The sequence below is a fragment of the Paenibacillus chartarius genome (assembly GCF_042432825.1).
Classification (GTDB): Bacteria; Bacillota; Bacilli; order Paenibacillales; family NBRC-103111; genus Gordoniibacillus; species Gordoniibacillus chartarius.
Map to the genome: position 1 here is coordinate 22019 of NZ_JBHLWN010000031.1, position 23639 is coordinate 45657.

Consider the following 23639-nt stretch of genomic DNA (forward strand, 5'->3'; position numbering starts at 1 on the left):
TTCTCCCATCCTTGACATACGTTCGTAATTCCCTAAATAATTGGGAATTCGACACATTACCTAGTTCTTCCTGCCTATCTGCAAGGGGAGAACGAAACATCCTCCATCGTTTTGATGATGTATACTTCTTCTATACTTGGCACAAGTTCGACAATTGCAGTATCTTTAACTACAAATCGGACAAATCCGCAAATATTATGATCAAATGTGTCATAAATACGGCCGGCGCTGCGACATCCTTTCGGTACGGTATGGGCACTATTAGCGACATAGCCAATTTTGCCGATCGGAATCACTTCAGCCTTAATTGCCTCTTGATCATGCGGATTATCCGGGTCCTTGATTAGATGAACGAGCTGCCCCGGTTTAAGAAAAGTTGATCCATAATAGTGCTGCGTACCCGTAATTGCGATGTATATCGGTTGTTACATTGTGCATCACTCCTGCCAGAATGTACGTCTTTATTCCATTATGACTGTCCGAAGCGACGTTAGATTGTCAGCGAATGTACGTTCTACACAAAAAAACATTGCTATCTCTAAGTTTGAGACTGCAATGCTTTTTACTGTCACACTTGACTATCTATGATGTTTCTATGATGTTTCAATTGACAAAAAAATAACGCCTGAAATATACTAGAAATGTCGACATTGTTATATTGACTTTTCCTATGGAAAACTCCTCTGTCGATTTCTTAGTGGTTTAACCTCTAAGAATATAAGATCTCTGGCCTGGGCGAAAGGGATCCAATTTCTCACAGCATATTGCTGTGGATTTTGGGTTCCTTTTTTTGTTTTCTACTTCTTATTTACGAATGCTTATCTTTTTACAAACCTCTCCGGTATGAGCATCAGTATCATTTTGAAACTAGTGATTTTTTAGATTGTGTAACATTTTGCGTTTTATTTGCCTTCTTTACTAGTTGACGTACGGCAGAATGCATTGAATGTTTTGCATGGTTACCAAGGATTAAAACAAATTTTGTTGGAGTTACATTTGCCATTAAAAGCTCTCCCTTCAGAAAAATTCCGAAATCGCAGGAGGCCTCCATGAAAGAAACTGAGTCAATCATTGAAAAAAATGACCCTCATATTCATCCAATTCGCAATCACGAATTGTGGAAAGGGATTGAATATCTTCAGTGGAGTGCTTCTTCCACTGGAGAAATTGCAAATGGAATAAAAAATCCTCACATTGATCATCCTAGAACTGACGTTTGGGACGTCAGTATGAACAAAGTGAGGAACATTATGGAAACCCTATTTGATTATGATTTATTGGATGAAAATAACTTACCAAAAAAGAGCATCTCAAACTGGCTATGGGAATATAAAATCGAGCCTGATATAAGATTGGAAACTGTGAAGTCTTTTTTTAGATGGGTTAGGGATGCCAAACCGCCAATAGAACTATATCGAAACTACATAGAAGCGATGGAATTTCAAGAACGGATTTCTGTTTACTGCAAAAAGCCGATGTGGAAGCTAACTGATCTTGACGTTACAGAATCGAGCCTTGTTCATTGCAGTAATTTCGTTAATTCGGAGCTTAAAAAGTCATTTCTATCTCGGATTTCCAAATTGTATTTCCCGTGTCGGAAGTTCACTATTGTCAAAAAAAGCAAAATAAAAAGATCTAAACTAACCGAAGATGATCTACACCCTTTTTTACTAAAATTCAACAATCATCTTAGATCAGAAGGTATATCTGAAGGTCACATACGTGATATTAATCAAAATGTTATGTTGTTTCTGAATTGGCTTGAGGAGAACTTTGCTGATTTCAATGAATTTACAGCTAGTATGATTCCTGTTTGGTTGATTGAACGGGATCATATATTGGGATTTGAAAACCACCTTAAGCGCTGCCACTTAAAAGGCAATTATAGTGAGATTACCTGCAGTAATAAGTTTTATTGCGTAACTGCTTTTTTTAAGTTCCTATACGAACACAAAATTATCCCTAAAAATATCGGATCCATTCGTGGAATAAAAGTGAAAAGGTATTTATATCGGGACATCCCAACCGAAACACAAATATCACAATTTTTCAACACCATTGCTTGTTATTCAGAACAACCCGATTATGATACCGCGTTCTTTGGATGCCTTCTTCATTTGGGACTTCGATTCTGTGAAGTTGAACGATTGAATTGGAACGATATAAACTTTCAAGCAAAAATCATCAAAATTCGCGGCAAAGGCAAGGCTGAGAAACCCGTACCAATGAACTTACCAAACAAATTACTTCAATATTTGGAGTCTTGGTTTAACAACCGGGATCATGATCTATCTGTTTTTAAGGGAGATCTTTCTAGAAGTGTTTTTTATGGAAAAATGCTGGATAGATATCGGCTATATGCAATGATATCCGGATGGGATTTTCCAGGAGGATTTCACCTTTTTAGACATACTTTCATAACTAAACTCAGCCAAAAGAAGAATGTGCATCCTGATATCATTAAACGCTTAGCAAGGCACAACAGACTTGAGACCACATCCAAATATTTGCATCGGCAAGAACAGGAACTCAATAATGCTATGCGAAAAATCGATGGAATTTGGAGCTGATCGTATGTTTAGAAAAGAAGGGAACTCGCCTGTCGCTAACATAATGATTCAATTACAAAAGCTTGCCGCTTCGAACAGTCATGATCATATGAAACAAGCTTTAGAAAAAAGTAACCTCAGCTTTTTTAAAGAGCCGAAGCAACCAAAAGATGTAACCTTAGATGAAGCAGTAAATTGGTACTTACAGAGTTCTGATTTTATTCAGAAGAGTGACGATACCCAAAAGACATATCGTTCCGAGTTAAACCAATTTGTTACTTACGTCAAGTCGTTACCTGAAATCCCTTCTTTACTTTCATTTGAACAGAACCCTAAAGTATTACTGGACTATCTAAAACCAGTAAAAACCCAAAACACAAGGTCAAAAAAGGCATCATTTTTAAGGCATTTCTTTACTGTTACGTATACACGTTTTTTTGAAATAGACATAAAGAAGATAAAAGAAACGTTATATGTACGTGTCGAATTCGATGAAGATCTACCAAGAGCCTTTACGAAGGAACAAATCGAGGAACTCGTAAATCTTTCCCGCCTAAGTAACGATGGATTCAGAAATTTTGTTATTTTATGGACCTTTCTTGGCTCAGGAATTCGGTTGAACGAACTAACACAACTTCAAATCGGAGATATTTGTTTCGAAACGCAAACTATAAAAGTGCGCGCAAAGGGAAATAAGCTTCATAAAGAGCACCGACTAATTACAAACACTTCTTTAGAAATACTGCGGAAATATATTAATTTTAAATATGGTGCGCTTCGAAATCTTCCCAATTATCCAGACCTATATGTATTTTCCGCAAACAAAGGCACATCTTCATTGGACGATAGTACAGTACAGAGAATGTTCAGTCAATTAATCTCTGAAGCCCAGTCTATTAGTGAAGAACAGAAAGAACGCCTATCGATCCATTCGTTACGCCACTCGTTTGCATTGTTTGCTTTAGAAGAAGGTGTAGATATTGTCGCTATTTCAAAACTACTTGGGCATAAATCCTTGAACACAACAACAATATATTTACAACTTTTTAACAACATGCTATTACAAGCAATTGAAAAACATCCATTTGCTCGTTCGTTGGCTTCGAATTTATTTGATTGAGGTGTGAGACGATATGTCACTTTCCGGAGTTGTGTTTGATTCTCCATATTTTCAGACTTGGCGTGAACACTGTGGTCTAAAGAAACCTGCTTTTTTAGCAACTGTGAAAATCCTCGGTTCATTACAAGAGTATCTAATTGAAAGTGGATTTGAAGGAAGTTTGGACTTTGAACGGTTTACGTATTATCTAGAATCCAATGATTTTGAACCGATTAGTAAGGAGTTTATTGACCAATTTGTACAGCATTTTGTAGCATCTAATCCATCACTCTCAAACAAAACCATTTATAACAAAATCAGTTCGCTAAAAGGCTTCTTTAATTTTTTAGATAGAGTTAATATGATTAGTCACAATCCGATGGCCAACTATACCAACAAATATTATGAAAGGAATATTAATATTAATTTCCTGTCAGAAATGGAGTGCAAGGAAATTCTGAAAATAGCTTTATTAGAGGAACCATTTTCAAAGTATTACTATTTATTGTTTTGGACTGCGATTACGACTGGTCTAAGAAACAATGAACTTTGCAGCCTTACATTTAGCCAAATCAACTTTCATAATTGTATGGTTGTAGTGAATAAAGGGCAAAAAACAAATGCAAAAGGTATAGCCATCCCTAAATTCCCCGCTAAGGAATTATTGCATTTCAAAAATTATAAAGAGACAATCGATAATGATTTTAGTCAATTTGTTTTTTCAAAAAATGGACGACAACTTACCAAGAATAAATTAGTTACCATTGTTAAATCATTAGCTCAAAAAGCTGGAATCTATAGAAAGGTTATTCCACATGATCTAAGAAGAACCACAGGATTTCTACTCCTTAAAAGCGGAGTAAATCTGAGGGCAATTCAACAACAATTACGGCATGAGCTTATTGGAACCACACTTGAATATCTTTCTATTTCAGAGAGTTTGATTTTGGATGAGGATTAAAAAGAAATGCCCTTCCAATTCAATTCTGGACAGGGCGATAAAAGAATTGATTTAGTTAATTACTGCTAAGTGTTTCCATGCCATCTCAATATGAGCTTCTTTAAAAACCCTCTTTTTTCGTTCATTCCATGCTTTAAAATGGTCAACTGCACGTTTTACATCAACTTTAGCATCCGGATGGTGCTTGATTATCCAATCTGTTGTAGCTAGCAATTCAAGCCCGTATGGAGTTTCGTACCCTTCGATAATTCGTTTGGTATCCTGTAGTCTTTTATTCGTACTCTCATCGTTTAACTGACTCAAATACTCTGCAGCTTCCTTTGCTACTTCAGGTAAAAGATAGATCTGAGCATCTCGATTTCGATCTCCATATCCCCGTATATAGTGCCCTTCAAGTCTTTGAAGAACATGGTTTAAATTATCTGCGTATGGACCATATTGGGCACTTACAAATCTTAGTTTTAAATCTTCACCAGACTCTTGTAAAAAGTAGGCGAGCTTCTGAATTTCTAACATTGACAATTTGTATCCCGGTGCAGCATAAAGATTCATTAGCATTATGAGAAGGGCCCTAGCCCGAGTTAACTTTGGCTTTTCAGTTCCTACACGCATTTTATCTGGTTCTGGACTCCCAACAGGTGGGTAAACCATAAATAAGACATCTGGAACCTTCATTGCCGATGCTTCAATCAATGGTTGTACCTGATTCCAGTCCAATCCACCATTACCACAACCTAAAGGTGGGATTGCGACTGACTTGATTCCATACTCTCGGATTTTCTCAACAAAATCGATAAGCCCGGACTTTATATCCTCAATCCTTGATTTCCCTTTCCAATGACGCTTTGTTGGAAAGTTGATAATATATTGAGGATTAAACATAGATCCCGTATGAACGACAAACATTTTTCCTGGCATAACTAAATTGTTTTTGCACGCTTTTTCATACTCTTTAAAATTATCAGGAAAGGCTTGTTTGAATTGAAGCGCTATGCCTTTCCCCATAACTCCTACACAATTCACCGTGTTTACTAAAGCCTCAGCCTCGGATTCCAACAAATTACCTTTCTTATACTCAATCATAATCTCACCACCTTAATAATACCATTCTCGGCGTACCTTGACGGGAATATTAACCGAGTTACCTTGTAAGATCTTCAATACCTGATCCTGAAAAGCATCGTTAATTACACCGACTTCAAGAACAGAGTCAATTGGGAAGAACTTGAAAGCCAAGAATTCCGCCTGACGTTTCCGTTTCCTGTCAGGATATTCTGTAGTATCATTCCAATATCGGGAACTCATTATTCCCCAATCAATTTGTTTTAAATCAGCCGGATCATTAAAAAATTCGGAATAACTAATGATCGCATGGCCGTCAGTAAACACAAATGGGATCTTCTTTAAGAGCACTTGTTGTACGGTTGATACAAGATAAATAATCTGTTTTTGCCCACCTTGATACTGTGGTACATTCCCCTGATTAATTGTATACAGCATAGGAGATCGCGGCGCAAAGTAAAAAGGAACGTAATCATGTAAATTACCATATGGAGGTAACGGAACTTGTTTTTCCGAGCGTCTAGATTGAATTTGCTCATAAGCGATATTTACGAAAGAGCTTCCGTCTTTATGTAATTGATTAATACAGATGAGACCATTATTGTTGAGTATCGAATGCAGATTCTCAACGCTCGTTATATGATAAATAAATGTTGGATTCGGGACCATTTAGCTACACTCCAAGTCTAATCACGTTAGAGTGTTATTTCGACAAAAGATATAGATTTCCTCTCAGACAATAACAGAATATATGTTCGCGTTAATTATAACTAAATAATTTCGTCAAGTCAAAAAGCCACATGTCCAGTCTAAGTGGCTCCAAAGATTAACTTCGCGGGTAAAATAACAATGCAAAAAGTAAAATTAAAACAGCCGTATCCACAAATTATGAATTGATGATGTTAGTGAAGAATTTAGTGAGGACTTACTCGAGGTCATCAGAAATATGTAGTTCACGTTCACACACATCACATCTTACAATAATATATGTACCAAGGCTCGAGGGTATAAAAGTAAAAGCAAACTTTGCCCCGCTTACATCGACCGCTTTACACTGATCCCACTGATTAATTCTTTTCATGATTTCTTCATTAATTGTAAATGTTAACGAATTCCCCATTATTTCATTCTTCCGAATGCGTTCTCGTAGATGGCCTATATATATGTGATCAGGGTTATTAGGATCAAATTCACGTTGAACTGCCCTATGTAACTCATCGATTTCTTTAGCAAAATCATAAGTGTTTAAATAAAACCCCCAAATATCTATGATATCATCAGAATAACGATTGAAAATCATTTCCGCGTCTGCCTCAGAATAGCCCATCCTTTTTAGTTCCTCAATGACGCCCATGAAATATTGTTTGTATATTTGTTTTTTTGATTTCTCATCCTTCAATTTTCAGCACCTCATAAATTATCATTAATTTTTATCCGAACAATTAATTATACCCGTTAACAGTAATGTTCTTTCACCGTGCTTCTTGATTTGGCAAGTTCTTATATCATCTACATCCAGAGTATGCTGTACTTCAAGTTTATACCTTTGAGTCGTCAAGTTAAAGCTGAAGTCATTGTATCCTGCTAATCTACTTGGTTCTAATTGGCAGATGAAACATGCGAGTGCTATATTACATTTATAGTTGACTGGAGACTATTGTAAGAAGTTTAAAAAATGCTATTTTCATAACATCATATTGACGTTACTTTCATAGAAGTGACTTTCCTTTACGAGGAGGATAGAGAATGGATATCTTTTCTCTAAAAAGAGACCGGGATGCTTGGGCCACAATCCGCGGTTATGTATATCAAGTCGATTTAACACTCGAACATTGGATCCACTTGAATGAAAATGAAGTGCTTGAATTGGAACGTGGGGAAGATATAGATGTTGTTGAAGTTATGTCCGGGGTATCTGGACGAACGATGAATCAAGTGAAGCATCGTGAAAAGAAGCTAACACTTAGATCATCGGAAGCTCAAGAAGCTATGATTAATTATTTTGAACATAGACAAGAGAATCCTAGCCTTCAGATAGCATTCCGATTCATTACGAACTCTGAAGTCACTGTCGAGCGACCTCCGTTGTTTGCAAACAAAACGCCCGGGATTGCAGTATGGGAACATCTTCGAGTCAATGGTATATCTGATGAGCAGTCTCTCGAACAACTGCACAAAATAAGAAGCTTTCTGGCTTCATCCACCAAACCCAAATCCGCAGATCAAGAAAGCTGGAATAAATGGTACAAATTCCTTTTAGAATCTACAAATGAAGAATTAATTGCTTATGTTAGAAAATTTTCATGGAGTCCTCTTCATACATCATTCAGCCATATGGAAAGTATTATTGAGGAACTTTTAGTACGTAAAGGAATCGCCAGGTCTTCACGGGAGGCCGTAGCGATATATGAACGTCTCTTCCTTTATGTATTTAAAATTCTTTCAAATCCGGGTATCAAACGCTTAACCAAAACGGACCTGAACGAACAATCACATCGAGTTATACATGCTGAGGAAGAAGAACTGTTGGCTAGCCTTCGCCTCGTCTGGAAAGAGCTTGAAGAACGAGTTGATGTGATAGAACGGGCTATTGAAGATCAACAAAGCCAGGTTGAAATATTGAACGCTCATATGGCTAAGCTCAAGGAAGAGGTTGGTTTTCATGCATCCATTAGTCTAGATGTCCAACGCCCCCTATTAGACATTCCGGAATTCCATCGTTCTATAATGCGTCATGATCTTGTTAACTCCATCCTTGAACAGATGCAAAGGATATCTTGGCTTGCCCTACAAGGTGACCTGGGGTGCGGTAAAACACAGCTGGCCGCGCTCGTCGCAAGACGCCAAGAATTTTTTCTGGGATGGGTTCGATTGTCTCACCTTTCTCCAACCCAGGCCAGCTTGCGAATCGACGATGCTCTTGCCGTTATTTCAGGTATCGCCCCTACGAATCAATGGCAGCGCTGGTATCTGGATGTATGTGCTTCCCTTACGAAAGATTCCCTTTTGGTCTTAGACGACCTGCCAAGAACCAATGGCAAAACGATTCTTGACGAAAAACTACTCATGCTCTCTAACGCATGTAGGATAACTGGAATTAAAATACTTTCAACTAGTGCCTTTTCCTTATCTCCAGCTTTCAATGCCCTCATATCGGAAGGTGCTATCAAACATATAGAGGTTCCGAAGTTAGAAAACCACGATATTGCAGAGCTTCTCACAATCTATCAGGCGCCTAATTGGTTAATTGAGAACGACAAAATGCTAACCCTTATTACATCACTAACTAAAGGTCATCCCGTTCTTGCCACCGCGGCGGTTCACTATTTGCTGGCACGTGACTGGAAAGTGGATGAAAAGTCGTTTTCAGCACTTTTCACTGGAAATTATATTGGAAATTTGAATGAATACGTTCAACAAGAACTCTTGGATCGTCTTGAAGATGCTGATACAAGGGAGTTTTTATATCGCTTGACACTAATTCAGGCCCCTTTTGAATTAGAAGAAATTCGCATGATATGTGAAATTCCCCCATCGATTCCTCGCCCTATGGAGAGATTAGCAGAGGTATCAGGGCTTTGGATTCAAAGAGACACAGATATTAGCTACCAGGTTTCACCATTGTTAGCGCAGTTGGGGCCCTTGAATCTCGATACCCCGACCAAGAAACAAGTTCGTTTCAAGATTGGTCAGAATATTATCAAAAAGTATGAAATTCACCCCTTGGATGCTATTCGTGCTATTGGGCATTTTGTTGCTGCTGAAGCTTACAGGGAAGCTGGATTAACATTATTAGTTTCTCTTGAACAACTTGAGAAGCATGAAGCATGGAACGACGTTTGGGGTTTTACACGGATATGGGTTGAAGCTCCTTTGCCTGAAGCGATGGACTTAAACATGAAATTAGCAATTCGTATGAAACAAATCACCGTCTTAAATAAGATGAATCAACCTGTGGATGATCTCCTTCACAAGTTAGACATTATATTGGCAACAGCAGATATGCAAGATACATTTGCAGCTTCTATCTCTATAGTTGCAGCCAACTTTCTTGCACTCCGTTCACCAGAGAAGGCAAATAAATATTTATCTCAAGCCTTAAATGTTGTAGAACTGGAAATTGAACAATCCAAGCAGAAAGGTCCATCTTTGTTCGATACCTTTCATCCGGCTGAATTGATCTGGTTAACTGGCGCGGGTGTGCGTACCGGAACACAATTAGCAAACTGGTTGCATACTTTGGAAAGTTTCACAGAAAATCAATTGCAACATGCTAAGCAAAGTAACTTGTATGCAGACACTGCTATCCATCTTTGTGATCGAATTTGGCTTCAAGAAGTGGATAAACCGGAGAACGAGCGCGATTGGAGTGGGGTAATTGCTCAACTTGAACAAGTTGCTAGATGTGCCTCTAAGCTAAACCTAGACCTTTTGTGGGCTTGCTCTATCAGGGGTACCATTATTATAATGGCCGAATATCAGAAAAATCTACAATCCGCCGAGCAATTTGCTAATAATGCATTGAACTGCGCCTCGGTTGATCCAATTGTCCAATACCTCATTCGCGAGGCTATGGGAAGACAATTTGTTTATCAAGGTCTACCAACTGAAGCTATCTCATGGCTATCGATCGCTTTAGAGACTGAAATCAGTAAATATCCTACACAACAAGTATACAGCTACATTGAATTAAGCAAGGCTTTTGGTGAACTAAATCCAATTCAAGCTACTTACTTTACTGGAAAATCAGTGGATATTTCAACCAAAAATAGAGTTCCAGAGACATTGGTCGTCAAAGCACTTGGAGAGCATGTGATTGCATTATGGCTCGCTGATGCAATTGATGATGCTTTTACGTACTATGAAACTGCTGTAGAGATATTGTTAAAATCTGATAAAGATCAAAAGGAATGGAAAAGTCTATTTGTCAGCTTCGGACATGCGTCTGGATACATCATGTCACTCGTCACAAGTGGCAAGCCACCTGAATCAACCAGAGATGGCGATATATACGTCGCCCCTGAAAGAGGTTTCTTTGTTGTAGATCGCCCGTTGGTCGCATCAGTTTATAAGCCTGAAAATGACTTTTTCCTAGCCGCTCACCTTGCAAAGCTTAGTGAATTACTAAATCTTACAGATAAAGCCTCCTACTGGATTTTACAAGCTTTCGACATTGCCCGTAACCGAGGCGCTGGCAGGAATATAGGACTGTTGGGCGCGCAAGCTTTACCAACACTTTTGCTGGAGGGACAATTTGCTCTTGCGCTTGATGTCGCGCTAGAGATGCAAACGATCTTTGCTATGTATAGCCGCGGCTTGGACTATCAAGCTGACCCAATAGTAGCATTAGGGTCTAAACCTAACGAGAATTGGGATTCCATTGAACAATCTGCCGCAGAAGATAGTATCGTTTTAGCTTCATTACGAACTTTGCAATTACTTGTTCAAGATCCAGAACGAGCTAGTGATTCTACTATGGAAATTATAGCTCTGTGTAAACAGATGGCGCTTACAGCTTCATCCACGTCTTTCTGGAAGTCAATGGAGGTTGCAACTGAAGCTATATTAAAAAATGATCTTTCCTTCTCGGAGCTTGCACAACGAGGAAACTCGACGATCGATAATTGGAGAAGTGTTAAATTCCTTTATTATGTAGGTGCATCATTAAAAGCCTCCCCTGGCGATTCTCTGAGAATTTATAGAGCTATGTTGCCGTTCTTAGAGGGAAAATACCAGCATTGGGAAGAATTATACAAACGGATCATCGTACCATTTGTGACAGAATACTGGATCGGAATTCTTGCACAATATCGTTACGATTTCTTAGCTCCGGAATATGTGTACACAAGCTTAAAGGAATTTAGTGATAATTCAAATAAAATGACCCTTAGTAAACTACTTGATTCAGTAAAGTTTGGGCTGGATATGGAAATTAGCCCTTAATGTTTGAAATCCATGTTGTATAGTCGTACCTTGATTCAATATGACATTAACAGGCTCATTCAATTGTAACTGTCTTTGTACAAAAATCATGTAACTGTATATTACCATTGTGGAAGTAGTGATCCACCAGCGATAAAAAATTAACATGACATAGTTTAAGTCTGATCTCATGTTTTACCTCAGCGACCTATCATCCTGTTTCCCTTTACAAGCCAAAGAAGCCACATGCTGCATGTGGCTTCCTCATTTAATTATGTTAAGATCCAATGCAATACTTATGACATTAGAATATCGTTCTCAATACACCGCGCGGCAAAAGTCGCTAGCTTGGTCCCTTTGTCTGGTGAAAATGACTCGATTGCCTTGATCAGCCCAATCGTCCCTATTGAGATCAAATCTTCCATATCCTCATTCGTATTGTCGAATTTCTTGAGGTTGTGAACAAAGTCCGGCATCAATTTGTGGCTGATTTAGTCTGTCAAAAAGCCCAATTGACGTAATATTTAGCTCCATGCCGTCATTAGGGGTAACGCCATCACCTCCTCCTCCATTGTTAACAGTAACGATTATTTCATCAAACAGCATCTCGATAATATTTCGCTTAACCTCGAATGAGACTTCCTCTCCAGCAAACAGACGTTCTCTAAGCTTATTGACCATGAACGTGATTTGCTCGACCGAAAGTTCCTCCATTCGATGAGCGTCAATTTTCTGCTGATAATTTTCAATTTCTTTTTCAATGCTGGAAATCTCAGTAAGATAATTTCTTCGGTGCATATCGAGACGCTTCCGATCCGATTCGGTCTCTGCTTCGAAGAAAGAACGCTCAATGTTCTCCAAGGCAAATTCTTTCTTTTTTAGCTGTTTCTCCAGCAATATAAGGTTTTCTCTAACACCTGCAATGGAGTCATCACCTTTCCCCCTGATTCGGGTGACGAATTTCTCCGGATCAGTAATGACCTGGATAACTTGACTCCAGATATAGTCCTCAATCTGTTCAGCATTCAAAGATGGAACAATGCACTTTACAACATCTGGCCCATACTTCTTAGGAACTGTATTTGGACAGCGATACCTTCTGCTTTTACCAATTATACCAGTTTCCTTGTCCTTCGCTCCTTTTGAAGTAGTAGCGTCAAATGTCCTGCCACAATGACCACATTTCAACAGAGACTTCAGGAGATATTCGTATTTTCTATTACCGACATGCTTGTTGGTGTCGTTCTTTTCTCGCTGTATTTGCGCCAACTTCCATAACTCAATATCTACTAGTGGTTGAACATCAATTGTTAACCATTCACTCGAGTCACGAAATGAATATGTCTTCTTAGGCTTACCACCTTTAGTTAAACCGCGAATTTTCTTGGTCTGTCTGCGATTATAATAATATTTTCCGATATAAATTTCCGACGTCAAAATTTTACTAATACTTGAAGCGCTCCAATTAGGACTTTCGCCGCGCTTTGGCTTTACCTTTCCATAGAGTCGCTCTCCTATTTGACGTAATGTAAGTTTCTCAAGCACATACCACTCATAAATCATCTGCACATATCGATGTTCCGTTCGGTTTGGAATCAATTGACCATTTTCGTCTTTGTCATACCCAAATGGAGCTACTCGCATCGGCATAATTTTCTTATCGTTTTTTACCTTACGAAGGCGTCCCCTGATGGTTCTTTTTCTGATTAAAGAAAGCTCGTATGATGCAATTGATGACATCATGTTGAAGTATAATTTGCCTTCTTCGGTATCCGGAAAATCGGTATCAGTGAAAATCAACTCTGCATTGTTCTTCTCTAATTCTCGGCAGACGATTAACTTATCAGCGAGATCACGACTAAAACGGTCTGGGGAAGTGCAGATTACTGTAGTCACCAAACCGTTAGCCACGTCCTGACGTAGCTTGGAAAGCTCTACTCGGGTATCGATATCTCCACCACTTCTTACTTCGGGATAAATCCTTATGTTGGAATCGAAGCCGCCCTTTTCAAAGGCCTTCTTTTTACAGAGTTCAATTTGACCTTCAATACTTGTATTGTCCAACTGACCATCTGTAGATACGCGAACATATATCCCAAACGCCATCTCATCACCTTGTTCACAATAGATTCATTTCATTATAAACAAAGTAAAAAAGGGAGTAAAGAAAAAGAAAGCCCTTATTTTTCTAGGGCTTTCTGAGGGAGAAGGTGTTCAATTACGTAATTTATAAGTTGCTGTTCTTTTACAATAAAGTCCGCTTCTTGCTGTGGAGTATATACCGTTCCACTAGGGATGTAGTTGAAGGTCAACTTGGCCGGCTTCTTTTTCTTCATCTTGGTGACCACACTCCCATCACCAATCCCTATGCCGCATGATTTTTGTCCTATGCCGTTTACAGGTTCAACTGTCATTAATTGTTTTGCACCCATTTGTCCCACGCTCCAATAAGGTTATTGGGAGCCAAAAGCTCTTGGGTGTTGTAAAATAGATCAGAAATTTACTGCAGAAATATCCTTGAGAATGCAGAAATCAATAATTTTTTTTCGGATAGAGATTTCCTTTCTGCAGTTAAGCGTCTTTAAAGTCCTCTGATAGTTTTGTCTCAACCCACCAACCAATGAGAAAATGCTTTTATAAACGATGATTCGAATAACAATTTCTCTTGATGAAAAGAAAAAGCCTGTCCCTTTGATTTATAAATCAGTAAGGAACAGGTTCTGTATGGCTTAAAAACATCCTCATCCCTCAGACAAGAGAGCAGGGGGAGGAACAGGTCTTGAATCTGGTAATAGTTTAATATCCTCGCCCCTGATGACCTTTAGTAGAAGTAACCACAAAGCTGCAATCCATCGACCACCATATCGCCATGCAACTTTTTTACTCTGAAGCTAACGCCTTTATCACGCAACACTTTGTCAAGTAATTCCAAAAATACTTTTGTACTCATTGTAGCTAGCTCATTGTAATCATTGTCACGTGCCCATTCGTCAAAATCCTTCTTGAAATTTGAGCGGCGCGTTGTTGCACTTGGGTCGATCAGAATCACTTTTTCTTCAATACGGGAATTGAAGTATTCAACAACAGGATTTTGTTTCGCCTTGTAATCCTGCAAAGCTTGCTCACAAACTTTACTCTCAGTGAGGTTGAATTGATTGTTAATCAACCGAGTCAACCCCTCCATCGCGAAACGAAGAATCCCCGGCATTTCATTAAGAAGTTTACCGATCAAATTCTTATCCGCATAACTTACGCCTTCTTCGGGAGTTTGACCGGCTTTCAACTCTTTGAATGTTTTGTTAAACGGAATGATTTGCAGTCTGCGAAAGAAACCATACGACAAATCTTCGGTTTCCATTAACCGATTGAGTAAGATTACTACTTTTGCTGACAGTACTGTGTTGTAACCTGCATGGTATTTCGGCTCAACATATACTGAATCACCGCTAGTCAACATCTTGAACTTTTCTGTATTAAATTTCTTTGAAAATTCGTTCTCAGCTGACATGCAAACAAGCTTTCCCGGTAAATCCTGCATACCAAAGCGACCACTCATTGCACTTAAAGAAATATTTGAAACATTCTCAGGGCCAACCAAGTTGCGAATAACTTCCGCTAAGATGCTTTTTCCATTCGATCCAAGCCCAACGAAAAAGAAAGCTTTTTGGATCTTTATGTCAGGGAGGAAAAGGTAACCCAATATTTCTTGTATCAACATAATACGCTCTTTGTCACCTTCAAACACTTCTTCGAGGAAGGAAATGAATGTTGGACACTCGGCATCAGGATCATAAGCAAACGGTACTTGAACCGTAGATAAGAATTCCGGGCTATGCTGAACCAACGCCATTTTGTACAGGTCAAGCATGCCATTTGTTAAATTTACAACCCCCTTCTCGGGGTTCATTGACTCAACAATCGGAATCTCGCGTTTCAAAGCCTCAATGTATTCCGTCTCCATCGACCGACACCAAATGTCGGGTTCTGCTTCATGCAGAATGTTACGACAAACCGTCTTAAGAACAAGATCATTTATTTCAAAAAAGATTCCATTTTTACTGTAAACAAACAACTGGCCGTTCTCATGTTGGACGAGAGTCATCCTCATAAGTACATACCGAGCAAAGGTATTATGCCATAAGGATAGTTTTCCTTTTTCACTGATAGACAACCCTCTATTTCTCCAGCGTACACTCTTTATCATTGCTAGTTCTCTACATTCTGGATTTGAAAAGTAGCTAGCGTAATCGAATTTTCCTAATATGGCAAATCCAGCGGGTAGAAGCGAGAAAAATTCTTTTTCTCTCAAATATGAAGCAACTAAAGAATTGGATAGCAAACCCAACCTTCCTTCTTCTTCCAGTCTAAGGATTATCTGATCCAAAATTTCCTTGCCATCTTCTCTTAATTTAACAAGGTCAGTTACCAGATTCCCAACAAATTCTTCATTAGAAGCATTCTCAACAACCTTTTGAAGCAAAGCGTCTTTAGCCTTTGCATAATTGATGTCTTCAGCCACAACATTTACCACACAGTTATCCCAGACATAATCAACAACCGAGAGCTTAGTTTTCATGATAATTATCCCTCCAAATGAATTTTTGGAAAAAAGCAGACGCATAAAAAGAATAGACTGAGTGTAAATTTCCCAAACTGAGATCTCTAATTAGTTTTTGAAGAACGATTCAAGCGATGCGGATTACTAGGCAGACGGCACCCCTTTCTGAATAGATGCCAATAGTTATCCTGCTGCAGATGAAACTGCAGGCTTGGATAAATTTCTGCAGCTCTCTAAATCCATCGCTGAAAAATAAAAAACACCTATTTTGTAAAGCGCAGACCGATAAAACAGTCATGCTTTACAAAATAGGTGTGAAATTTTTGAACCGCCTACTGTAGCTCAAAGATAAGTTGAATATTCAAATTCAAGTGGAAAGTTAATATGGCCCTAAAAACCTGACTCCATTAAAATGAATAAGATGGGAAGGGGCATCAGCAACCCAAAAGTGGAAAGTTAATATGGCCCTAAAAACCTGACTCCATTAAAATGAATAAGATGGGAAGGGGCATCAGCAACCCAAACTTCTGTTTCCCAAGCGATTACACTTAGATAGCGAGCCATTACTGCGCGATTCGGGAAGGCTGTTACATAAACGATTCCGGCTGAAGAATCTTTAAATAGTCGCGCTAATTCATCATGACGTTTTCCGTCAACTGGCCCGTGGCTCGTGACAGATTCGATCAGTAGGAGCCAATCTTTATCAGGATAATAGATAACTACGTCTGGCATTTTTCCGTGAGAGTCCACTGTTACCCCAAGACTGCTCAACAAATCCTCATCAAAATAGCCAAGTTTTTCGCCAGTGTCGCCAGCATAAATCAGAATTCCACCTGGTACATAACGCGCGGCGAAATCCTCAATAATTGCTTTTATCAATTCGCTATGCTCACCCTGGCTAATATGAATCTGCTTTCCGGGAGCAATTTGTACAGGAAGTCGGTTCTGTTCCCTTTCTCTGGCATACCGTTCAATGAGTGTTTGCCTTGTGGCGAGGTAAGCTTCTAAAGCTGGCTCCCATTGATCAGTCCCGTATTTCCGTATTAATTTAAGTGCCTCGGGTTCAATCTGATACACAGCTTTAGGACTATTGACAGGACGAGTTGGCTTATCGGGATTATATAGCGAGATACCGGCATCAATAAACTGATGCATCGTCTGGCGTCTAAAAGTTTCCCGAGTATTCGGCGCATACTCTTTTCCGTAATGAATTCTGCTAAATTCCATCATAGGCGTGATGCCAACTAATGGATTTTCTGATTGTGGCCATGATTTATCAGGTGTCAGATTCAATATGGCCAATAGGCAAAGTGCCGAACGCTCGTTTAATTGCGCTCTTGGTAAGCCAAGAGCTTTTAGTATCTCTAATGCTCCTTCAAGATTGGGATGGGTGCCCTCAGTCATAGAATCTCCTCCAACTTCTGATCTATTTCTTCTTGTCCTATTTTATCAGAGTTGGCCATTACCCATCTACCAAGGATTTCAAGTTTCTCCCTGCTAGGATACTTCATGGTGCGGAGATCGGTTGCATTTACCTGTGTGTGTCCATTAAACACTCTAAAATACTTGTCCACTTCGGTAGAGTTTAAATAAGCATACAAGCCAAACGCCATTTCAGGAAGTATCCCTTGTTTTTGATAGTGGATGACATTAAGGCCGTTTTCAAACCCCACCTCTGAATAATCAGTACTTTCTGGAGTCAATACCCCTGCTACAATCCGACGTTTTTCCTCTTTAGACGAGAACCTCTTTACCACAGTATAATACCCGTTTGGATAAAGCCATTTTTTCATTGTTTCGTCTACAAAAACAGCATTAGGCTTTTTCATCACCTTCGGCCATTCTGTGGATGTACCAACAAAATGATTTGGATAGAAGAGGGGGACTGTACCTTCTTCTGGCATATCACGCAAATGACCTTTCACACGAAAGTCAACGACTGGCCCAGTAGAAACCTCAACGCCGATTTCTTTTAGTGAATAATGGACGGAGGGAAATCTCTCGATAAAACTAGGCTCATTTGACGTAGGGATATGAATAAAAAGTTCCGAATCATTCGGTTGAACGATCTTTTCAAAAGGATAGCAGTTTTCTTTGTAATCAGCAAAACTATCGTCACGAGATGTGGATACCGTTACTTGGGTTTGACTTGCACCTCGTTCAAGCAGCATGATCACGTTTTCCTGTAGTACTTCATCGTCTTTGAAAGCCTTATCTCTGGAATCGAATAAATGCATGTGCTTTATTGCAGTTTTTTCAAGAAGCAGTTGACGAAAAGGGCGGAAGTATGGGCCGTTACAAAAACTTCTTGGAATAATAGCGACGATCTGGCCGTGTTCTTCCATCAACTCAATTGTCAGTGCGACGAATGCAGAATATAAATTTACTGTCTCTATCCCGACGCCGCGCAATACTCTACGATGTCGCGATGAACTAGCTATTTTCTTATAAGGCGGGTTCAATATTGCGTGGGAAAAGCGGAGTATTGAACTTCTCAATAAGCTATTCTCGTCAAGAAGAGCATTTGTAGCCCATTCAATAAAATCCTCTGTTATAATCTCTTTTTGAAGATTAAGTTTATCCTCGAATAAACCTAGTGTTGTTGTAAGACGCGATCTTAAAACCTCATCAATCTCAACGACAGTCACAGAAGCCTGATCACTGAGGTTCTCCGACACAAGACGCTCTAAGAATGCGCTTGTTAATGAACCAATGCCAGCACCAGCATCAAGAATTTTCGGATCAGGCATCATCTTTTTATCGAATAGTGAAGCCATAAACTTTGCGACACTCGAGGGAGTAAGAAACTGCCCTAATTCGGACTTGTTCTTCAGTAAAGGGTTCACTGCCAATCTTTCTTTATCTATGGACTCAAGAATTTGCGTCATGTTTGCACCTCTTGCTTGCGAAATGTATTTCTTTATTTTAATATGAAAGGTTACCCGCTTTCAAATGGTATATAACTTTGAACAAAATAAAAATCCTCGCGGGTGCTTCCCGACGAGGACTGCCGATGCTTTCGGACAAGTATTATTTTATCAGCATAAGGGGGAGGAAGCAAGGGAAGATTTCTGAACGGAGGAGAATTCTTCAAAACCCATGCCCCCGCTGCCCCCAATTAACCGCCACGGCAAATTCACCAGCTCCTTTCATGGCAAAAGAAAATGCACCTATGTCTGGAGTGACCGTTCAATAGTCACACCATCACGACTAAGGTGCAATTTTTATCAACGTTCTACGGAAGGGAACCGTTAGCCCCGTAACCCTCTTGCGGATTATCAAATGGATGGGGGATAGATGCAATATAGATTTTTGAATCAGTTTGCTGAAACCCATGCCCCCAGTGCCCCCATTTGTACATCGTAACTGCGGCTTAGTACTGAGAATTATAACGCATTAAAAAGCCTTTTCATCGTAATAATAGCCTGTTGCTTCGTATAACTTGCTTTTGGGCTGAAATTGTTATTGCCGGTGCTGCCCATAACCGGACTCTGATTAGTTTTGTCCTGAATAGATGTTACCGCCGCTATCGACTCCTTAGCCCAACTAGCAACATCATCATTGTCAGCAAAGCTAAGGACATTGCTTTTAGAAGTTATGCCTAATATGTTGGCGGTTCTCGCTAACATAACAGCGGCTTCTTGGCGAGTGATGTCTCCGTCAGGATCGAATACCCCGTCTCCTTTTCCACCTACGATACCGAGAGAGTAAGCAGCCAGAATGTCAGGATCACTTGTATCGGTAAAGGCCGATGAGTCAAGCTTTTTGTTTTTCTCGGTCAGTAAAGTAGCGAATGATTTTCCGGTTTTAACCTCCAAGAGATGAACGACCAGTTTGCTGAAGTCGGCTCGAGAAATGTTGCTGATATAGCCAGACTTCATCTCGTCGGGAATAAGGTTAAGCGAAAACGCCTTTTCAACTTCTGGCTTCGCCCAATCGGATGGGATGTCCGTAGGATTGGACAGAATACCCCACATACCATTCTGCTTAACAGTTACTCCTTCTGGAGAAGCAAATGCTTCTGTGAAATACTCATCATTGGCGGTTGGAAATACCCGATTGCCTTGCAAGTCAATAAAGAAAAATTTATGCTCAGGATCACCTGCGGAGGAGTATTCCGGCTTTTTGGCAACGAAGGCGTATCCTTCCGAAATATACTTGGGATAATAGAAGACTTCAGCTTGACCTGTGTGAATATCAATTAACTCGGAATTTTCGCTTGTAAGAATATGCCATACCTTATCATCGGAGTATTCAGAAAGCCCTACATACTTGTCTGGCTTGATAAGTACATTACCGCCAGCATCCGTAACCCCTACATAATAGTTTTTATACTTGTCAGCCAGCTTCTTGATAAAGATCAAACCATTCTGATACGGCTCATATTTTACCGAGCCATCACTAGAGTCATAAGAGGACTTGACATAATCGATTGAGTTATATTGCACAGGAATAATTAACTTCCCGGATTTATCTATTAATCCACTGAGGTAGCGCTTGGTTTGCGCATCATACTTTGTAACTACAGCGCGACCGTTGATAAACGGAGAAACGTCTGAAAAAACACCCAAGTCTTTTCCTAAGACGTCTTCGCCTGTTTTATCTATTAAACGGAAAGTTCCTGACTGAGTTGTTCTATCCCAATTTTCAGATACCGCAATAACACCCTCGGAGAAGTAGGTGCCAACCTTTCGATACTTTGGAGGGATTACGGTCTTGCCGCCTTTATCGATGAACCCTAATCTCCAATAGTCGTCTTCTTTGCTTTCTTCTCGAAGTTGTGCCAGTCCGTTATGAAAAGGGGCGTCAATCAGTCGGTCTTTCAGAGCCGAATAAGGGATAACAACTTGACCGCTCATATTTACAAAATTGTTTTTCCCGTTCTTCCTAACTTCAAATAATCCGTCGCCATATTGAATATCGTCATATGTATCCTCATTAAGGATGAACGTTCTACTGACCTTATCGTAAACTCCTTGGCTATAATCCGCACTAACTGTTACCCGGACGATCTCGCTGGTGATGTCTTTCTTTTGTGCATACTTAAATGGAAGGACATTGTTGCCCTTTTTGTCGATATACCCCCAATTGCCGTTTTTCTTGACCCAAGCAAGGCCATCTGAAAACGATTCTGCATCGTCATATATGCAAGGAATGACGAGGTTCCCGTGTCCATCTACGAACCCCCACTTATTATCTTCATTACGAACTGCGCCAAGACCTTCAGCAAAAGCCTTTGCATTAGTATACTTCAAGGGAATTATTTCGCGTCCGAGTTTACTTACATAGCCGAACTTTCCGCCCTTAATTTCCCCTGTATTCAACAGCACTCCACCAATATTTGCAACGGCCAGCCCTTCTGATAAATCCCGAACATATGTGTATGACATTTGAGGTTTAAGCAGCCAAACGAAAGGGGCGGTGTCTGAACTTGTCGGTGTTTGATTGTTTTCCTGCGCCATTGTGATGGGACTTGACAGAACTGTACACAGCAAACAAACTATCAATGTTAATCCAACTTTCGGGAAACTACGCATCAAAAATACCTCCTAGAACTAAGCGATCAAAGTCATTAATTGGCGTTAAACAGCCTTTTCATCGTAATAAAAGCCTGCTGCTTCGTGTAACTGTCCTTCGGACTGAAGTTATTGTTGCCCGTACTGCCCATCACCGGACTCTGGTTCGATTTATCCTTGATGGAGGAAACTAGAGACACCGAATCCTTAGCCCAACTTGCAATATTTTCGTCGTCTGCATAATTTACGTTTCCGCCAACATTGCTGATGCCCAGTACTTTGGCTGTTCTGGCTAACATTACAGCGGCTTCTTGGCGAGTGATGTCGCCTTTAGGATCGAAAATGCCGTCACCTTTACCGCCAACGATTCCAAGAGAATACGCGGCGAGAATAGTCGGGTCGATAGTATCACTAAAAGCTTCTAAATCTAAAGTCTTGTTCTCTTCAGATAGTAATGCGGAGATTGATTTCCCTGTTTTAACCTCTATGAGACGGACAACCAAACTACTAAATTCTGCTCTAGTTATGTTGATTTCATACCCAAACTGCAGTGGGTCAGGGATTAGTTTCAAAGAAAGGGCAGTCTCAATCTCTGTCTTTGCCCAATCGGAAGGAGTATTCAAAGGATTTGAGATATATCCCCATAATCCGTCGACTTCTACACCTGCAAGGCCTTCAGCGAAAAACGAGGCTTTACTAAATTGTGGAGCTATAATTTCTTTGCCCAATTTATCGATATATCCCCATTTCCCATTTTTCTTTACGGCTGCTAAACCTTCTGCGAACCCCCCAGCATCTTCGTATTGAGGTTGAATAACGATTTTCCCCGTTACGTCGATGAATCCCCATTTATTTCCCATTCTTAGCGGCGCATAACCTTCTTGGAAGTTAAAGTATTCACCAAAAGTAACGAGGATAATGCTTCCCGTTTCTCTTTGCTCCTTTTTTTCATTTAATATTTTGGGGTATATCACTGTGGTTCCGCTTCTATTGATAAAAGAGGTGACCCCTCTACTATCGGCAACAAGTGCTAAGCCGTTATTGAACGAATACGCTCGGTCAAATTGAGGGGGTATTACTTCATTCCCGGACTTATCGATATATCCCCATTTCCCAGACCTTTTTACTGGTGCCAGACCTTCGCTGAAGTCAGAAGCATCATCAAATATTGGGGCAACGATTTCCTTACTGTTCTTATCAACATAACCCCACTTCTTGCCCTGTTGTACAGCAGCCATACCTTCACTGAAATCACCTGTAGCATCATATTGAGGTTGGATGACTACTGACCCTGACTTATCAATGAATCCATATTTGTCACCCACAAGTACTGAGGCCATTCCTTCCTTGAAGTCATGGGCATCATCAAATTTGGGAATAACCGCTAGTTCACCTTTTGTGTTGATAAAACCAAACTTATACGGAGAGTAACCCCCGTATATAAGTTTCCCGTTATCTTCCGCATATACATTGAATCGAATCATTCCGTCACTTACGAGGTATAAATGGTCAAATCTGCTCAGTTTGTTGACTTTATCAAATCTGCCTAACGCAAACTCCTTCCCTTCTAGTCCGGGATCGATCTGGATTTCCGTAAGCACATTCCCACTTCTGTCGACTATTTGATATCCAGATTCAAACGCCCAGCCTCTGTCGAACTTCCTTGCTTTTCGCACAATAGAAACCCCTTCTTCAAACGGGATTCGGCCGATAATATCCATATAATATTGCGGCTCAATTGCGAAGTTCGGCGTGCCACTGGTACCACTTTCTTGAGCCTGAACTGTAGATAAGCAAAACAATTGAGCCAAAAGTATGCTGATTCCAATGATTATAAAAAATCTTTGAGCTTTCATAATGAGTTCCTCCTGTCTTCAATTGTTAGAAGGTCAAGGATATTGGTTCTTGACCCTGAATCGTTAGTTTGCCTAAAGTTCACCGCGATCCGGCGGAAAACACCTACGGTTTTTGG

Annotated in this window: 15 protein-coding genes and 1 pseudogene; 4 read left to right on the plus strand and 12 right to left on the minus strand. The window is 39.9% G+C overall.

The features are described from left to right. Positions 1–74: 74 nt before the first annotated feature. Positions 75–419 carry an HIRAN domain-containing protein gene (locus ACFFK0_RS08160; protein WP_377469946.1) on the minus strand — a complete coding sequence of 115 codons (345 nt, stop codon included), beginning with the start codon at positions 417–419 and terminating at the stop codon, positions 75–77. A gap of 630 nt (positions 420–1049) precedes the next feature. Between ACFFK0_RS08160 and ACFFK0_RS08165 the strand changes: the two genes are divergently transcribed. Genes ACFFK0_RS08165 through ACFFK0_RS08175 form a run of 3 tightly spaced genes read left to right on the plus strand, consistent with a single transcriptional unit; the run spans position 1050 to position 4609 of the window. Next, on the plus strand, positions 1050–2570 hold the full coding sequence (locus ACFFK0_RS08165) for a tyrosine-type recombinase/integrase (protein ID WP_377469595.1): 1521 nt from the start codon (positions 1050–1052) through the stop codon (positions 2568–2570). Positions 2571–2574: 4 nt separating this feature from the next. Next, positions 2575–3669: a tyrosine-type recombinase/integrase gene (locus tag ACFFK0_RS08170; RefSeq protein WP_377469597.1), complete on the plus strand. Its 1095-nt coding sequence runs from the start codon at positions 2575–2577 to the stop codon at positions 3667–3669. A 13-nt stretch (positions 3670–3682) separates the two neighbouring features. Then, positions 3683–4609 carry a tyrosine-type recombinase/integrase gene (locus ACFFK0_RS08175; RefSeq protein ID WP_377469598.1) on the plus strand — a complete coding sequence of 309 codons (927 nt, stop codon included), beginning with the start codon at positions 3683–3685 and terminating at the stop codon, positions 4607–4609. 51 nt (positions 4610–4660) lie between these two features. Here ACFFK0_RS08175 and darG read toward each other — a convergent pair whose 3' ends face one another. The 3 genes from darG to ACFFK0_RS08190 form a co-directional block, all read right to left on the minus strand. Next, positions 4661–5692, minus strand: coding sequence for a type II toxin-antitoxin system antitoxin DNA ADP-ribosyl glycohydrolase DarG (gene darG / locus ACFFK0_RS08180; RefSeq protein WP_377469600.1), 1032 nt, complete (start codon positions 5690–5692; stop codon positions 4661–4663). 12 nt (positions 5693–5704) lie between these two features. Further along, positions 5705–6340, minus strand: coding sequence for a type II toxin-antitoxin system toxin DNA ADP-ribosyl transferase DarT (gene darT, locus ACFFK0_RS08185; RefSeq protein WP_377469602.1), 636 nt, complete (start codon positions 6338–6340; stop codon positions 5705–5707). Between the two features lie 256 nt (positions 6341–6596). Further along, on the minus strand, positions 6597–7070 hold the full coding sequence (locus ACFFK0_RS08190; RefSeq protein ID WP_377469604.1) for a hypothetical protein: 474 nt from the start codon (positions 7068–7070) through the stop codon (positions 6597–6599). A 347-nt stretch (positions 7071–7417) separates the two neighbouring features. Here ACFFK0_RS08190 and ACFFK0_RS08195 point away from each other — a divergent pair, with 347 nt between their 5' ends. Continuing rightward, complete coding sequence (locus ACFFK0_RS08195) at positions 7418–11614, plus strand: hypothetical protein (RefSeq protein WP_377469605.1); 4197 nt, start codon at positions 7418–7420, stop codon at positions 11612–11614. Between the two features lie 281 nt (positions 11615–11895). Here ACFFK0_RS08195 and ACFFK0_RS08200 read toward each other — a convergent pair. The 8 genes and pseudogenes from ACFFK0_RS08200 to ACFFK0_RS08235 form a co-directional block, all read right to left on the minus strand. After that, positions 11896–12069 (minus strand): annotated as a pseudogene (locus ACFFK0_RS08200) (sigma factor); the annotation flags it as partial. After that, positions 12023–13699: a recombinase family protein gene (locus ACFFK0_RS08205; protein ID WP_377469606.1), complete on the minus strand. Its 1677-nt coding sequence runs from the start codon at positions 13697–13699 to the stop codon at positions 12023–12025. The gene ACFFK0_RS08205 and the pseudogene ACFFK0_RS08200, both read right to left, overlap by 47 nt. Positions 13700–13773: 74 nt before the next feature. Further along, positions 13774–14025 (minus strand): hypothetical protein, encoded by a 252-nt coding sequence (locus ACFFK0_RS08210; protein WP_377469607.1) that lies wholly within the window; start codon positions 14023–14025, stop codon positions 13774–13776. A 389-nt stretch (positions 14026–14414) separates the two neighbouring features. Further along, complete coding sequence (locus ACFFK0_RS08215; protein ID WP_377469609.1) at positions 14415–16169, minus strand: DNA primase family protein; 1755 nt, start codon at positions 16167–16169, stop codon at positions 14415–14417. 438 nt (positions 16170–16607) lie between these two features. Continuing rightward, entirely contained in the window at positions 16608–17555 is a 948-nt protein-coding gene (locus tag ACFFK0_RS08220; protein WP_377469610.1) for a BsuBI/PstI family type II restriction endonuclease, read from the minus strand. After that, positions 17552–19039, minus strand: a complete 1488-nt coding sequence (locus tag ACFFK0_RS08225) for an Eco57I restriction-modification methylase domain-containing protein (protein WP_377469612.1) — start codon at positions 19037–19039, stop codon at positions 17552–17554. The genes ACFFK0_RS08220 and ACFFK0_RS08225 overlap by 4 nt, the downstream gene beginning before the upstream one ends. A gap of 498 nt (positions 19040–19537) precedes the next feature. Continuing rightward, the gene (locus ACFFK0_RS08230; RefSeq protein ID WP_377469614.1) at positions 19538–21688 is read right to left on the minus strand and encodes a WG repeat-containing protein; all 2151 of its coding nucleotides are present in this window, start codon (positions 21686–21688) and stop codon (positions 19538–19540) included. A 35-nt stretch (positions 21689–21723) separates the two neighbouring features. Beyond that, entirely contained in the window at positions 21724–23523 is a 1800-nt protein-coding gene (locus ACFFK0_RS08235; RefSeq protein ID WP_377469615.1) for a WG repeat-containing protein, read from the minus strand. Between the last annotated feature and the right edge of the window lie 116 nt (positions 23524–23639).

What these genes read in the sequence shown, in the direction of transcription:
- ACFFK0_RS08175 (WP_377469598.1), top strand. Translation starts at nt 3,683, where the DNA reads ATGTCACTTTCCGGAGTTGTGTTTGATTCTCCATATTTTCAGACTTGG.
- ACFFK0_RS08215 (WP_377469609.1), bottom strand. Translation starts at nt 16,169, where the DNA reads ATGAAAACTAAGCTCTCGGTTGTTGATTATGTCTGGGATAACTGTGTG.
- ACFFK0_RS08205 (WP_377469606.1), bottom strand. Translation starts at nt 13,699, where the DNA reads ATGGCGTTTGGGATATATGTTCGCGTATCTACAGATGGTCAGTTGGAC.
- darT (WP_377469602.1), bottom strand. Translation starts at nt 6,340, where the DNA reads ATGGTCCCGAATCCAACATTTATTTATCATATAACGAGCGTTGAGAAT.
- ACFFK0_RS08170 (WP_377469597.1), top strand. Translation starts at nt 2,575, where the DNA reads ATGTTTAGAAAAGAAGGGAACTCGCCTGTCGCTAACATAATGATTCAA.
- ACFFK0_RS08195 (WP_377469605.1), top strand. Translation starts at nt 7,418, where the DNA reads ATGGATATCTTTTCTCTAAAAAGAGACCGGGATGCTTGGGCCACAATC.
- ACFFK0_RS08235 (WP_377469615.1), bottom strand. Translation starts at nt 23,523, where the DNA reads ATGAAAGCTCAAAGATTTTTTATAATCATTGGAATCAGCATACTTTTG.
- ACFFK0_RS08230 (WP_377469614.1), bottom strand. Translation starts at nt 21,688, where the DNA reads ATGCGTAGTTTCCCGAAAGTTGGATTAACATTGATAGTTTGTTTGCTG.
- ACFFK0_RS08210 (WP_377469607.1), bottom strand. Translation starts at nt 14,025, where the DNA reads ATGGGTGCAAAACAATTAATGACAGTTGAACCTGTAAACGGCATAGGA.
- ACFFK0_RS08220 (WP_377469610.1), bottom strand. Translation starts at nt 17,555, where the DNA reads ATGACTGAGGGCACCCATCCCAATCTTGAAGGAGCATTAGAGATACTA.
- ACFFK0_RS08165 (WP_377469595.1), top strand. Translation starts at nt 1,050, where the DNA reads ATGAAAGAAACTGAGTCAATCATTGAAAAAAATGACCCTCATATTCAT.
- darG (WP_377469600.1), bottom strand. Translation starts at nt 5,692, where the DNA reads ATGATTGAGTATAAGAAAGGTAATTTGTTGGAATCCGAGGCTGAGGCT.
- ACFFK0_RS08225 (WP_377469612.1), bottom strand. Translation starts at nt 19,039, where the DNA reads ATGACGCAAATTCTTGAGTCCATAGATAAAGAAAGATTGGCAGTGAAC.